Here is a 15348-nt window from a genome sequence, read left to right as displayed (position 1 = left end):
CTAAAAATCCCCATTCAAGCGATAATAACGCGCCTTTTTGAGTCATAAAAAAGGCTTTAAAATAAACACGTTATCATTGATAGAATACAATGCAGCATCCGGCATAAGACTTTGTTATTACAATGATTTTTAACCATCAATATGAGCGACAGCTTGCAAACCATTTTTTAACCGGTTTTGTTTTTATTCACATATCAAGATGATATGAGTGTGAATAAGGTTGCCAATGCGCCCAGCAGATGACAGTCGGGAAGACGGACATTCTGCGACAGACACGAGGTCGGCGACTAAGCAAAGTGCGGTCATTTTTGATGACGTATTTTTAGGGGATACCCCCCTTTCGATAAAAGAGAAAACGAATGAAAAGAATGTTAATCAATGCAACTCAAAAAGAAGAGTTGCGCGTTGCGTTAGTCGATGGACAACGCTTATTTGACCTGGACATTGAAAGTCCTGGTCACGAACAGAAAAAAGCCAATATTTACAAAGGGAAAATCACTCGCGTTGAGCCGAGTTTAGAAGCCGCTTTTGTGGATTATGGCGCAGAACGTCACGGTTTTTTACCGTTAAAAGAAATTGCACGTGAATATTTCCCGGCGGATTATGTCTATCAGGGTCGTCCGAATATTCGCGATATTATTTCTGAAGGACAAGAAGTTATTGTTCAAGTGAACAAAGAAGAGCGCGGCAATAAAGGTGCTGCGTTGACAACCTTTGTTTCCTTAGCCGGAAGTTATTTGGTGATCATGCCAAACAACCCACGTGCCGGTGGTATTTCCCGTCGCATTGAAGGCGATGAGCGTTTGGAATTAAAAGATGCCTTGAGTTCTTTGGATGTGCCTGAAGGTGTCGGCTTAATCGTGCGCACCGCCGGTGTAGGTAAATCCCCGGAAGAATTGCAATGGGACTTAAAAGTGCTATTGCACCATTGGGAGGCGATCAAACAAGCCTCTGAAAGCCGCCCTGCACCATTTTTAATTCACCAAGAAAGTGATGTTATCGTGCGTGCGATTCGCGACTATTTGCGTCGTGATATCGGCGAAATTCTGATTGATAGCCCGAAAGTCTATGAAAAAGCGAAAGCACACATCAAATTAGTGCGTCCGGATTTCATTAATCGAGTGAAATTGTATCAAGGCGAAGTACCGCTGTTCAGTCATTATCAAATCGAATCCCAAATTGAATCCGCTTTCCAACGTGAAGTGCGTTTACCTTCCGGTGGTTCTATTGTCATTGATGCCACTGAAGCGTTGACAGCCATTGATATTAACTCCGCACGTTCTACCCGTGGTGGCGATATCGAAGAAACCGCATTAAACACTAACCTTGAAGCCGCCGATGAAATTGCGCGTCAACTTCGCTTACGCGACTTGGGTGGTTTAATCGTTATTGACTTCATCGACATGACACCGGTTCGCCATCAGCGTGAGGTAGAAAACCGCATTCGCGATGCCGTACGTCAAGATCGCGCGCGTATTCAAATTAGTCGTATTTCCCGCTTCGGTTTATTGGAAATGTCACGCCAACGTTTGAGTCCGTCATTAGGTGAATCCTCTCATCACGTCTGCCCGCGTTGCCAAGGCACCGGTAAAATCCGTGATAACGAATCACTTTCACTTTCTATCTTGCGTTTATTGGAAGAAGAAGCGTTAAAAGAAAATACCAAACAGGTTCACACCATCGTTCCTGTACAAATTGCTTCTTACTTATTAAACGAAAAACGTAAAGCTATTCATAGCATCGAGAAACGCCATGATGTCGATATTATCGTGGTACCAAACGAGGCGATGGAAACACCGAACTTCAGTGTGTTCCGTGTTCGTGATGGCGAAGAAGTGAATGAGTTAAGCTACAATTTGGCAAAATTACATCAAGATCAAGACGAAACCTTTGCTGCTGAGGAATCGTTGGTTTCTCGTAATATTGAAGCGACACCAGCAGAAACACCGGCGGTGGAAAGTGCGGCGGTTTCTTTGGCCATTACAATGCCTGCACCGGAGCCGGTTGAACGTAAAGCGCCGAAAGCACCATCTTTATTAAGCCGTTTATTCGCTGCGTTAAAAGGTTTATTTGCTTCTGAGCCAAAACAGGAAGAGAAAAATAAGAAAGTACGTTCGAATAACAGAAACGTTAACAACCGTAATCGTCGCAATCAAGATCGTCGTAACAACCGTCGTGTTCGCAACGAAAACGTGGAAAACGTTGTTGAAGAACAAAGTGCGGATAAATCTGAGGTTAGAAATCGTCATCAAGATCGCAACGCCAAACGCAGTCGTAAGCCTGAAGTGATTGAAGAAATCATTAAACCTGAATCTTCTACCCCGGTTACCGAAGAAAAGGCTGAACCTGCGCAACGTCGTCAACGTCGCGACTTACGCAAAAAAGTCCGCGTTTATGATGAGGTAAATGACATTCAAGCCGACCAAGCAGAAAATGTTTCATTTGTTGAAAACGCGAATGTTGCTCATGCCCCAGATGAATCCATTGTTTCTGCGGAAGCAACAGAAATCTCAAATGAACCTGAACGCAATAATCGTGATAATTCCCGTCAACGTCGTTTACCACGTCATTTACGTGTGAATAACCAACGCCGTCGTCGCAACCAACAGGAAAAATCACCAATGCCGTTATTTGCTGCGGTAGCCTCTCCGGAGTTAGCCAGCGGTAAAGTTTGGATCGATATGACGCAAGTAAATCAACCAAAAGAAACACCGTTCTTATCTGTTGATGAATTGCTTGAACAACAAAATCAATCAACTGCAGAAACCGAGAAAAGCATTACGGTTCCGGCATTAGATATGATTGTTGAGAAAGCAAAAAATGAAGTCCAACCGTTAACTGAATTTATTACCCAACCGGCAAATGAGTCTGTTGAGAAAAAAATTCAGGCGTCCTTAGAACGTTTAAACAATAACGTGACGTCAGAACCAACTGCGGCAATCGCAAAACAGCTTGAACCGAAAGCCGAGCATGATGTGAAATTTATGGCCGAAATTGACCGCACTTATGTATTCAATGGACGTGTAGGAACCTTCTCTGCGGTAGCTCATACCAAAGCTGACTCGACATTAGCGAAAGCCTCAGATGAGCCGATCACAACATATCCGGTGCAAGAATGGCAAGAATCCCGCTATTATTTCTACGGGAAAGGGGCTGCAGGACATCATACGGCAATCAGCCATGTCTACGCAGAACCAACAAAAGCCGAGTCTGAAAACTAGTCGTTTGAAAATAAAGCAGTTAAATAGAATCTTTTATTTAACTGCTTGACTTGATATAGCAAAGTCCGTATTATTCACCTCGCTCAAAACACGGAGGAATGGTCGAGTGGTTGAAGGCACCGGTCTTGAAAACCGGCGAGGGTTTACGCCCTCCTAGGGTTCGAATCCCTATTCCTCCGCCATATTCAGAAAAGGCGCTAAGTGAAAACTTAGCGCCTTTTTACATGTCTTTTTTACTGAGCATTTATCTCACGTTAGATTTGTTTCTTAAATTGGCAAAACTCAACCTTCGCTTTGCCAATAATAAGAACTCATCGAGATGAATTTATCACCCTTCTTTCTTGATTAATTCTTTGACCAAATCCGTCACAAATTCTAACCGCACTTTGTAATCCGTTAAATCTTTGGTAAAGCGGAACTTATGTGGGCCGTCAAAACGATAAACCGCCGGATTGCTTTGGATTAACTGTAAAAAGATCATTGGGTCTAAATCAGCGTTCGGGGCAAATTCGATGAACCCGCCTTGCGCATTGGCATCCAAGCGAATGACATTGAGCGGTTTTAAATCCAGTCGTAATTGGGCAATTTGCAACAGATTCCGCGTGGCTTGTGGCAAGCTGCCGAAACGGTCGATAAGCTCCACTTTTAATTCATCCAACGCGTCGGTATTTTCCGCACCGGCAATACGTTTATAGAAAGATAAACGCATATTCACATCGCCCAAATAATCCTCCGGCAACAGCGACGGCATCCGTAAATCAATCTCAGTTTGTTGTTGCGTCAGTTCGTCTAATGACGGCTCGCGACCTTCTTTTAAGGCTTTTACCGCACGCTCCAACAATTCCATGTAAAGCGAAAAACCGATGCTTTCAATTTGTCCGCTTTGCTCGTTGCCCAGTAATTCCCCTGCACCACGAATTTCCAAATCGTGGGTGGCTAAAATAAAGCCGGCACCGAGGTTGTCTAGGCTTTCCAGGGCCTCCAAGCGTTTTTGCGCATCCTTCGTCATCAGTTTCGGTGGCGGTGTGAGCAAATACGCATAGGCTTGATGGTGAGAGCGCCCAACCCGTCCACGCAATTGGTGCAACTGCGCCAAACCGAAATTGTCGGCACGCTCGATAATAATCGTATTGGCCGTCGGCACATCGATACCGGTTTCAATAATGGTAGAACACACCAGCACGTTATAACGTTGATGATAAAAATCCGACATCACGCGTTCCAACTCACGTTCGCGCATTTGTCCATGTCCCACAATCACGCGCGCTTCCGGCACAAGTGCAGTCAGTTTTTCTGCCGTATTTTCAATGCTCGCCACGTCATTATGCAAATAATACACCTGCCCGCCACGCAAAATTTCACGCAAAATGGCTTCACGAATCACCAATTCATCCGTTTGACGCACAAACGTTTTAATGGTTAAACGGCGTGCCGGTGGCGTAGAAATAATGGAAAGATCGCGAATACCATTCATCGCCATATTTAATGTACGCGGAATCGGCGTTGCCGTCAGGGTGAGAATATCAATATTGGCACGCAATTGTTTCATTTTTTCTTTTTGGCGCACACCAAAACGGTGTTCTTCGTCAATAATCAACAAGCCTAGATCATGGAATTGCACGTCGCCTTGAATAATTTTATGGGTGCCAATCAAAATATCCACTTTGCCGTCGGCTAAATCCTGAATCACCTGTTTCTGCTCTTTCGCCGTTTTAAAGCGGGACAACATTTCCACGTTCACCGGCAAATTGGCGAAGCGGTCTTTGAAATTATCGAAATGTTGTTGCGCCAACAAGGTGGTCGGCACCAACACGGCAACCTGTTTGTGATTCATCACCGCTAAAAAGGCAGCACGCATCGCTACTTCCGTTTTACCAAAACCCACATCGCCACACACAAGGCGATCCATGGCTTTCGGTTGAGTCATGTCGGAAATCACGGCATTAATTGCCATAAGTTGGTCATGGGTTTCTTCAAACGGGAACGTAGCGGTGAATTGTTGGAATTCCTCACGATCATATCGGAACGCAAAGCCTTTTTGCGCTTCACGTTGCGCATACACATCCAATAACTCCGCTGCCACATCACGAATTTTCTCCGCCGCTTTACTGCGCGCTTTACCCCAGGCTTCGGAGCCTAACTTGTGCAACGGCGCGGTTTCATCAGCACCGCCCACATAACGGCTGATTAAATGTAATGATGCCACCGGCACATACAATTTCGAGTCGTTAGCATAATTGAGCAACAAATATTCTGCTTTAATGCCACCGTTTTCTAAACTCACTAAACCGCCGTAGCGCCCCACACCATGATCCAAATGCACGACCGGCTGACCGATTTGCAATTCGGCAAGGTTGCGAATCAACGTATCGGGGTTCACCGTGCGGGATTTATCCCGCTGCCGTTGTTGAACACGTTCGCCAAGCAATTCCGATTCACAAATAATGGCAAGGGGCACATCCTGTTCAATAATAAAACCATGCTCCAACGGGCTAACCATTAAAACCAATTTTTCTTCCATCGCCTGTGCCAAAGAAGAGATTTGTTTTGGTTTCAGTTTTAGCGGTGCAAGCAGGCTTAACAAGGTTTCACGGCGACCTTCCGTTTCCACGATAAATAAAATATTGCCTTTAAAATGCTCAATAAATTGGCGTAACTGATGTAACGGTTCTTTTTGTTGCGATTGAATGGTCAGTGGTGGTAACGGCGTAATGGCCAAATTTTTCTGCCGTGCGGACGACCGCACTTTTTCCGTTTTTAAGGCAATGGAAGGATAATTTTTAAACTGACGATTCACTTCGTCAATGCGCAACCAAAGTTTATCGGGCGACAATAACGGACGCATCGGATCGACGCGACGGCTCTCAAAACGTTGTTCCGCATCCGCATAAAAACGCTCACCCTGCGTTTGATTTTGCTCGCTGGTAATAAATAGCGTATTCGCCGGGAAATAATCAAATAAGGTCGCCATTTCTTCAAAGAATAAAGGCTGCCAATATTCAATCCCTGCCGCCAACGTGCCTTTGCTGATTTGTTGATAAATATGTTCCGGATCCCGTCGAATTTCACCAAACGCCGCGCGGAATTGGCTGCGGAAAAATTCAATGCCTTGGTTATCCGTTGGAAATTCGTGTGCCGGCAATAAATTGATTTGATCGATTTCCTGCAACGTGCGTTGTGTATCCACGTCAAAAGTACGAATGGAATCAATTTCATCATCAAAAAAATCTAAGCGAAAAGGTACCGCACTTCCCATCGGGAAAAGATCCAACAAGGCACCTCGCACGGCATATTCGCCATGTTCCAACACTTGCTCCACCGCACGATAACCCGATTTTTCCAATTGCAAACGAAGCGTTTCAATGACAAAACGGTCGCCTTTGTTAATCAGTAACACCCGATGTTGTAAATAAGACGGCGGGCAAACGCGTTGCATTAACGTGGCAATCGGCAAAATGAAAATGCCTTGTTTGCGTTGTTGTAAGTGAAATAAAGCACTCAAGCGGGCAGAAATAATATCTTGATGAGGCGAAAAACTGTCGTAAGGCAAGGTTTCCCAATCGGGGAAAAAGGTGACATTCAGTGGGCTCAGTTGCGCTAATTCTTTTTCTAAACGCACCGCACTTCGGGTGTCATTCGTCACCACGACGGTTAGCCCGTTAAACTGCGCCGCAATTTCACTCACGGCAAGGCTATCCGCACCGGGCAGAATATTGGCTAAAATTTTATGATCTTGTGCTTGAGTTGGAATTTCGATGTGAAAAAATGGAGTTTGCATAAAACGACAATGTATTAAAAAAATTGTCGCTAGTTTAGCTCAAACAAGGGGGGATTTCCAATAAAAGTCTGTATAAAAAAACAGTGTCATACTTAGGGGAATTCATCCCCCAGGCATGCTAATCTTAGTGAGCGCTTTCCTCTTTCTGTTCTTTTTTCTCTTTTGGTTCCGGATCTTCGTCAAACTTCACCACCGGCACACAGCCACGACAAGTGCCTTGCTCAATACCCGCTTCTTTACAGAAATCAGAATAGGCTTCCCACGCGCGTTTCACCCAACTTTTTTTGCCTTCTTCACTCATCTTTGTCTCCTTGGTTTTGCGTTTTTCTTTTAAATTGTTAAAAGATTGTTATCATAAAAGGACGGCATTTTTTTGCAACCATTTCTTCACTTCCAAGCGACAATTTTCTAACCATGTTTTTTTATTCGGTCTTTTTTCCGGCTGTTTGCAATAATCTGCCAACATGGGGAAAGGCAATTCGCCTGCCGATTTGATTAAACGCCGAATGGACGGCAAGGCAGAAGATAACGGCAGGAAAAAATCAGCAAAATCGGTTAACAATTGCCAATCCGAGCTATCCAGCGCCCAATCTATTTCTGTTCGATCAAACTGTATCGCCAGAGGATGTAAAGAAAGAGGCAAATTGCGCTGAAATTGTTTTTCTGCCTGTTGCACGAATGCTCGCCCTTCCTCACTCAACGGACACAACGCCACCACGGAATAACAACCGCTGCTGGCTTCTTTGCTTTCGCTAAAATGCACCAAAATGAAACCGCACTTTTGCCAGAATGCGAGCAGTTCCGGTGTGTAACCAAAACTGACGGAAAGAAAATCCACTGCGCCCTGTTGTTTTATCTGTTGTTTCATCTGCGCAATTAAACGTTGTCCAAGCCCCTGTTGTTGCCAGTTGGGTTGCACAGCGATACGGGAAATGCGCAGAGAGCGCAATTCACACGTCTCCTCCAACCCGGCTTGGAAACACAGCATTTGCGCCACTAAATTGCCACGCGGGCGACGTTCTCCACGTCGAATTTGGCGAATTAACGTGTTGTCCGCCAACCCGCCTTCCGGCACCGCCCATACGCAACCAAGCAAGGCATCCTGCGCGTGAGCAAGGTAAAATTGCTGCTGTGGCGCATCCAATAAACGGCGTAAATCCAAAGGCGAGGTTCGATAATGCGCCAAGGTCAACAAGCCGTAAACAGATTCCATTTGATCATGAGGAATCTGTTCACAATGAGAAATTTGCATCTGCTCCGCAAGCTCCCCATCATAAGGCGGTTGTGGCAGACGATCTTCGCAATCGCACAGCAACAGGTCATCAATAAACGCTTCCAGTTTGTCATCTGCCTGCCAACGTAACGGCGTAAACAGTTCAAAATGACGCAAAGTGCGGTCGGTTTTCGCTATGAATTTTAATAAGAAGCCTCTGCCCGTGCCTTCATAGCTATGAATAGTGGTCGTCAACACAACGCGTTTAAAAGCATTGGTTAAACGAAATAATATGTCTAGCGGAATCATTGCCGCTTCGTCCACAAACAACCAATGGTTGGCAAATTGTTGTGGCGCGTCGCTGACGTGTTGACTGAGTTCATCAGGCGGCATAAAGGTGATGTCCACCCCGGCAAATGCATTGAAAATATTGACCGCACTTTTATTCGGGGCAGTGAGAATCACCGGCTGGTTTTGTGCCACTTGCTGTTTGGCAAAGAGTCCCGCTAACGCCGATTTTCCACGCCCACGTTTTGCCGTGACGATTAAAATCGCTTCCTCGGCTTCCGCCATTTGTTGCAATAAATGAGCTTGCTCTAAAGTGGGTTGGCCATGGGTTGAACGTTCTTTAGGAGACGTTGGCGGCGCAAGATTTAACAGCGTATTTTGATAAACAGGAAAACCGTATTTTGCGATTTTTTCTTGTAAAAAGGCGATAAAGTGCGGTGTGTTTATGGCGTATTTTTCGCCCGACCAACGCAGGCTGTCACAGTCCGGTTGGTTGGCTAAATCCGCCCAATGATTCAACAACAATAATAGCTGACCACCATCCTGCAACGTACCTGCCGCAATGGCGAGGGCATCCAAGTGAATGCCTTGTCGTGCGTCATAAATGATGGCAGGAAATTCACTGCCGAGCAGATTTTTCGTTTTGCTAAAAGGAAAAGAGGATTGGGTGGCAAAGTGCGGTGAAACATCGCCAATCCAGACCGCACTTTTAAGTGAAAGGTTGTGGTTTAATTGGTGGGCAAGGAAGTCATCCTCGCCCACTAAAATGAGGAGTGCTCGGCTCATTTCTCGCTTAAATACGGATCCGCAAAGCCCAGCCCCGTCATGATTTGGGTTTCCAGGCTTTCCATTTCCTCCGCCTCATCATCTTCAATGTGATCGTAACCAAGTAAATGCAAACTGCCGTGTACCACCATGTGCGCCCAATGCGCCATGAGAGGTTTTTCTTGTTCCTGCGCTTCACGCTCCACCACTTGACGACAAATCACCAAGTCGCCGAGTAACGGCAGCTCCACTTCATCGGGGCATTCAAAAGGGAAAGACAACACATTGGTCGGGCGATCTTTGCCGCGATAATTCAGATTTAAGGCATGGCTTTCCGCTTCATCTACAATGCGCACGGTCATTTCCACTTCATCGCTTTGCGGTTGTACGGCGGCTGTCGCCCATTGTTCAATTTGTTCTGCTGTTGGCAAGCCGGTTTCTTGTTCACAAGCGATTTGTAAATCAATGATCATCTTACCCATGTTGCTCTCCTAAATTCATTGTAATTTCTGACCGCACTTTTTCTTCTCTCTCAGTTTATTCTTCGCGCTCGGCTTTTTCTTGGCGCTCTGTTTTTTCTTCACGTTCTGCTTTACGTTGCTCCGCCAATTCGTGGCGACGAATTTCTTGCTGCGCATCCCAAGCGTCATACGCCTGCACCACTTTCGCCACCACCGGATGGCGCACAATGTCTTTGCTGTCGAAGTAATTAAAACTTAATTCTTCCACGCCGGACAACACTTCAATGGCATGACGCAAACCGGATTTTTGCGAACGAGGCAAGTCGATTTGCGTAATGTCGCCGGTAATTACCGCTTTCGAATTAAAGCCGATGCGGGTCAAAAACATTTTCATTTGTTCTACGGTGGTATTTTGACTTTCGTCCAAAATAATAAAGCTGTCGTTTAAAGTTCGACCGCGCATATACGCCAACGGCGCAATTTCAATCACATTGCGTTCCATGAGTTTTTGCACGCGCTCAAAACCTAACATTTCAAATAACGCATCATAGAGCGGGCGCAAATATGGCTCGATCTTTTGTCCTAAATCGCCCGGTAGGAACCCCAGTTTTTCACCGGCTTCCACCGCAGGGCGAGTTAACAAAATACGACGAATTTCCTGTCGTTCTAAGGCTTCTACCGCGGCGGCAACCGCTAAAAAGGTTTTTCCCGTCCCCGCAGGCCCAATACCGAAACTGATGTCATAACGCAAAATATTGTGCAAATACTGAATTTGATTTGGTCCGCGTGGTTTGATTAATCCTCTTTTGGTTTTAATCGTCGTGCTGTACACCTTGCTTTCAGAACGGGTTGGTTCGGTGTCTTGTTCTAAAATACGGCTTTCCACCAACGCCATGTGCACATCTTCCAAATCTAACTCTTTTATCTGCCCACGCACCGGCGCGGTTTGCGCATATAAATCGCGAATTAAATCCACCGCACTTTGCACAAGGTGCTGAACATGCGCCGATGGATTTTCCCCTTGCGATTGCAATGTAAAAGTAAAACCTCGGCGGCCAATGGAAAGATTGAAATATTTTTCGATTAAAGAAAGGTGTTCATCTCCCGCGCCACACAACGAACGTAAACGCTCGTTATCTTGCGGTTCCAAGGTAAAGGTTTGAGTAACTTGTTCGGTCAAAATTCAGCCTCAATAAATGCAAAATGCACAAAAAGTGAGGAACAATATAGCATAAATTGCATTGAAACGTGCGTCTTTTGCCATGATCGCAAGTATCGAATGTAGAAAAAAACAGTTGTAAAACCGACCGCACTTCAAGCAAACAAAAAGGCGAATCCTCTGATTCGCCTTTTACGCTATTGGGCTATGATTTCAGCTCCGGGAAGAGCATTTTCAGTACGTTTTGCGTCACCCGATGGGATTGTCCTGCGTACGGGAAGATGTGCATCATCATCATTGGATTAAAGTTAGCTTCAATGACACCCCAAGATTGCAGGCTTGGCTCAGCCGGTTTGGTTAAATCGGGAATGATTAAATCCACGCCACACACCGCAGCGCCCATGGCTTTGGTGATACCAACCGCCAAGGCTTTGTAGCTTGGGTGCATTTGGTCGGTCATGTCAATGGAATCGCCACCGGTGCTGATGTTGGAATTGGCGCGTAACTGCACCAACTGATCTTTTGCCGGCACGCTGTCCACGGTTAAGCCTTGTTCTTTTAACTGTAACTGTTCGATGTCGCCTAACGCAATTTTTTTCAACGGCGTACGGCTTCCATCGCCACGCAACGGATGATCATTTTTCTGCGCCACCAATTCCGCCACCGTATGCACGCCGTCGCCAATCACATTCGCCGGCACGCGTAACAACACGGCAAGGGTTTCATCACCTAGCACAAAGAAACGGTATTCCGTGCCGGTGAGGTAATCTTCTACCATCACTTCTTTGTCTTCACGGAAAGCAATTTCAATGGCTTTGGCAAAATCCTCAGGATCATGCACGCCCTGCTGGAAAATACTGATGCCTAAACCGTAATTAGTGGATTTCGGTTTAATCACCACAGCACGCCCTGCGAATAAAGCATAATTGGCCACGGCTTGTTCCACACTGGTAAATTCCACGCTTTGCGGCACGTTAAAGCCGGCTTTCGCCAACACTTTTTTGGTCACCACTTTATTTTCCATGATGAGTGGCGAAATGTAGCTGTCATGGGAGGTCATGTTGCCGTTTTTGACATATTCCAAATGATCACCGAATTGCAGACTTAAGAACTGGTCGCGCTCGTCTAAAATCTCCATTTTTAAGCCTTTTTGAATGGCATCAAACATCAGCGCTTGGGTGGAAAGCTCCATGTTGTCGAAAGCTGACAACGCATAAAAACGTTCAAAGGCTTGTTTTTTGTAACGAATCGCCAGTTCCGCGCCCAGTTTTTGATAACCCCCATGGGCTTCGATAACATTAACCAAACGCGCACCGAGGGTTTGGCTCGGGTCGGCAAATTGCGCCAGTTTCTCTTTGACGATCTCGGCCATCTCTGCGTCAGCATGAATTTCTGCCAACATCGCCAGTAATTGCTGTAAAACACGCTCGCCTTCTGCTTGGAAAGCCGTTGCCGACAGCGGATTTTCCCATGCCACTTGGGCTAATTTTTCTTTGCCTAATTCCACCGCACTTGCTAAGGATTCTTCATCTAGCCACGCCATTAGTAAAATAAAATAATGCACGAATTTGGCATCATTTAATGCGATACCATAAGCCTCAAACGGGTTTAGGTCGAACAGGCGGAATTCCAAATATTGAATGCCGTTTTGTAGCAATTCACGCGCCTGTTTCGCACCACGCAAACGCACGTTGGAATAAAATTCTTTTTCGGCAATAAGCTGTCCGCTACTCACCGCGTGTTCCAAGGTTGTCACATAATCGTTCAAGCTGTCATAAGACACTTTCACACTTGGGTCATTCACATAACCATATTGGCCAGAACGTAAACTACGTACATACTGCCCCGCTTTTAATGGCGTGCCGTGGCGAAAATAATTGGCGTCAACCGTCGGGGTCGCCGCGAACAAATAAACGAGAATCCATTGATAACGCAAAAAATTACGGGCAATTTTCAAATATAAATCGTTCTGAAAATCCACCGCACTTTGGTAGTCATTTTGTCGTGCAAACAGCTGTTGAATGAACGCTGGCTCAAGCTGGAAGTTGTAGTGAATACCACTCACCATTTGCTTGCTTTTACCGTACGATTTCACTAAATGCTCGCGGTACGCCACATCGACCGGATTGTCCAGTTGTGCCACTTTAATTTGATCCTCCGGTGGCAAGCCGGCCGGCATACTCAACGGAAAGACATATTCGTCTTCCGGCAAAGAACGTAACACCACTTCGTGAATGGCGGATAACCAACGTAATGTATCTTCAATTTTTTTATTGGGTGGGGTGATTAACTCAAGCTGACTTTCCGCAAAATCCGTTTGGATATAAGGATGATAAGAACGATTACCAAAGCATTTTGGATGCTCCGTCACCACAATCGCCCCGTCCGCATGCACACGTTGGCTTTCTTTTTCAAGACCAAATGACCCTTGCTGGAATAACAGCTCCAAGCGATTTTCTTTTATAACCTGCTGAATATTCATAAAATTTCCTTTATTTGCGTAAGGCTCAACTCGCTCAAGCCTTACTGCATCAATACCTTTTCAAAAACCGCCACATTATTAAAATTAATCCCCTTAAATGCAAATAAAAAAATCGCATCCCCCATAAGGAATGGTTATAACTTAATGTATTGAAACGAAAATACTTCATTTTAGGAAATAAAGGGTCTAAAATTTCCGCCCTTAGAAACGCACATGAAAAACACCTGTAGCACATAAAATGAGTCAATTCAAAAAACACAATCTCATCAATAATGACATTACTTTTGCGTTGTTATTATTGATTTTTTCCTTTCTTTCCCACATTGCCTTGGGCATTTTGGATAATTATCTAACTAATTTGGTGAGCATTTTTGCATTAGGTTTGCTGCTTTTCACCTTACAGAAACACAGCAAGATCTTATTTTTGATTGGCTTTCTTTTTATTTTCGCCCTCTCTCTCGGCTATCTTCCTTCCGGCTTATTATATGGCCCGGTGTCGATTGGGGTAATTGCCTCGGTTTATGAAACCAATTTCAGTGAAACCATCGGCTTTTTTAAAGCAATTCCGCTCTCTATTTATATTTTTACCTTTTGTTATCTTCTTTTATTTATCGTTATCTTATTGATTCAACGACATAAAACGCAACACAAAAACCACAAGAAAATCTATACTCTCGTTTACCTTGCTCTTCTCGCCTTTTCACTTTATACGCCCATTACAAAAGAAGTGGAAAATACGGATCCCGAAAAAGAATTCAAGCTCTCCGAATTTTTTAAAGCCTCAAACTTTTATCCGGTCAGCTTTATGTCTAACGCCATCAAAGTGAATAATACCTATTTAACGCAACGGGCATTATTAAATGACGCCTTAACCAAAACACCGGAATGGCAAATCATTTCCGTGGAGCCAAAATATCAAAACTATGTCTTAGTGATCGGCGAAAGTATGCGACGGGATTACACATCCTTATACGGCTACCCACAAAAAACCACACCATTTTTAGAACAAGTGAACGGCTTGATTTTCAATTTATATGTGGCTGCCGGTCCGAACACGCAGCCGTCGTTGCAACGCACACTGTATCGTTCTATTAACAACAATGAAGAAACGGTTTACACCGATAACATTATCTCGCTTGCCAAACTTGCCCATTACAAAACCTATTGGTTGTCCAACCAAGGCAAAGTGGGCGAATGGGACACCATGGCATCGCGTATCGGCATTCAAGCAGATGAATCGTTCTTTACCAAAAAAGGCGGGTATGATTCGGACAATATCTCGGACACGGCATTATTGGAGCCGTTAAAACAAATTTTGGCGAAAGATAAAGATCAAACCAAATTAATCGTTTTACATTTAATTGGTTCGCACCCGACCTTTTGCGCCCATTTAAATGGCGAAGAACCGAAATTCCATTTAATTAGCCGAGAAATGTCGTGTTATTTAGATACGTTAAAACAAACGGACAGTTTATTGTCTGAGGTGAATCAAATTCTAAAAGACCAAGGACAAAGCTATTCCGTCATTTATTTCTCGGATCACGGCTTGGCGCATTTAGGAGCAGGCAAAAATCTGTCTATGCTAAATAACAAAGAATACAAACAAAGTTATGCGGTGCCTTTTGTTCGTTTTTCCAGTGACGACACCAAAAGAACCCTCGTTAAAAACCCGCAAAGCGCTTTTAATTTTATTCACGGCTTTGCCCAATGGTTAGGCATTAAAGAAAGTCATTTAAGCCAGGAAGATTTTTTCAATCCGAAACCGCAGCCGATCAAAGTCTTTAACTGGCGAGCCTTGGTGGACTATCAGTCGTTAAAAGAGGATCCGGCAAAACAAGAACCGTAATAACAGGTTCCAACGCCTAAAAGTGCGGTCATTTTTTCAAACGAATGACCGCATTTTTATTTTTGCCGGAATAGTCATTCAGCAAACCCAAATTTTCAGGTAAAATAGCCCCCGTTTTTTATGAAATAAATTTGT

8 protein-coding genes and 1 tRNA gene are annotated in these 15348 nt (G+C 44.7%); 3 read left to right on the top strand and 6 right to left on the bottom strand.

The genetic code is table 11. The features are described 5' to 3' along the window. The first annotated feature begins 359 nt into the window (after nt 1-359). Nucleotides 360-3221: a ribonuclease E gene (gene rne, locus LQ983_RS07825; protein ID WP_230622265.1), complete on the top strand. Its 2862-nt coding sequence runs from the start codon at nt 360-362 to the stop codon at nt 3219-3221. Nucleotides 3222-3313: 92 nt separating this feature from the next. After that, a tRNA-Ser gene (locus LQ983_RS07820) sits at nt 3314-3403 on the top strand. 146 nt (nt 3404-3549) lie between these two features. On the opposite strand, the gene mfd is transcribed toward LQ983_RS07820, so the two are convergent. The 6 genes from mfd to gshAB all read right to left on the bottom strand — a co-directional run bounded on the left by mfd (nt 3550) and on the right by gshAB (nt 13367). Continuing rightward, entirely contained in the window at nt 3550-6999 is a 3450-nt protein-coding gene (gene mfd, locus LQ983_RS07815) for a transcription-repair coupling factor (protein ID WP_230622264.1), read from the bottom strand. Between the two features lie 124 nt (nt 7000-7123). After that, complete coding sequence (locus LQ983_RS07810; RefSeq protein ID WP_165817763.1) at nt 7124-7300, bottom strand: DUF5363 domain-containing protein; 177 nt, start codon at nt 7298-7300, stop codon at nt 7124-7126. Between the two features lie 51 nt (nt 7301-7351). Then, complete coding sequence (locus LQ983_RS07805; protein WP_230622263.1) at nt 7352-9286, bottom strand: tRNA(Met) cytidine acetyltransferase TmcA; 1935 nt, start codon at nt 9284-9286, stop codon at nt 7352-7354. Further along, complete coding sequence (ybeY, locus tag LQ983_RS07800; RefSeq protein ID WP_230622262.1) at nt 9283-9747, bottom strand: rRNA maturation RNase YbeY; 465 nt, start codon at nt 9745-9747, stop codon at nt 9283-9285. The genes LQ983_RS07805 and ybeY overlap by 4 nt, the downstream gene beginning before the upstream one ends. Nucleotides 9748-9802: 55 nt before the next feature. Continuing rightward, a complete protein-coding gene (locus tag LQ983_RS07795; RefSeq protein WP_230622261.1) occupies nt 9803-10906 on the bottom strand; it encodes a PhoH family protein in 1104 nt (367 codons plus the stop codon). 184 nt (nt 10907-11090) lie between these two features. Beyond that, complete coding sequence (gshAB, locus tag LQ983_RS07790; protein ID WP_230622260.1) at nt 11091-13367, bottom strand: bifunctional glutamate--cysteine ligase GshA/glutathione synthetase GshB; 2277 nt, start codon at nt 13365-13367, stop codon at nt 11091-11093. A 238-nt stretch (nt 13368-13605) separates the two neighbouring features. Here gshAB and LQ983_RS07785 point away from each other — a divergent pair, with 238 nt between their 5' ends. Further along, nucleotides 13606-15213: a phosphoethanolamine transferase gene (locus LQ983_RS07785; protein ID WP_230622259.1), complete on the top strand. Its 1608-nt coding sequence runs from the start codon at nt 13606-13608 to the stop codon at nt 15211-15213. Nucleotides 15214-15348: the final 135 nt, after the last annotated feature.

Origin of the sequence: Aggregatibacter sp. Marseille-P9115 (assembly GCF_920939465.1) — a bacterium.
Lineage (GTDB): Bacteria > Pseudomonadota > Gammaproteobacteria > Enterobacterales > Pasteurellaceae > Aggregatibacter > Aggregatibacter segnis_B.
This window is presented reverse-complemented; position numbering and strand designations above follow the sequence as displayed.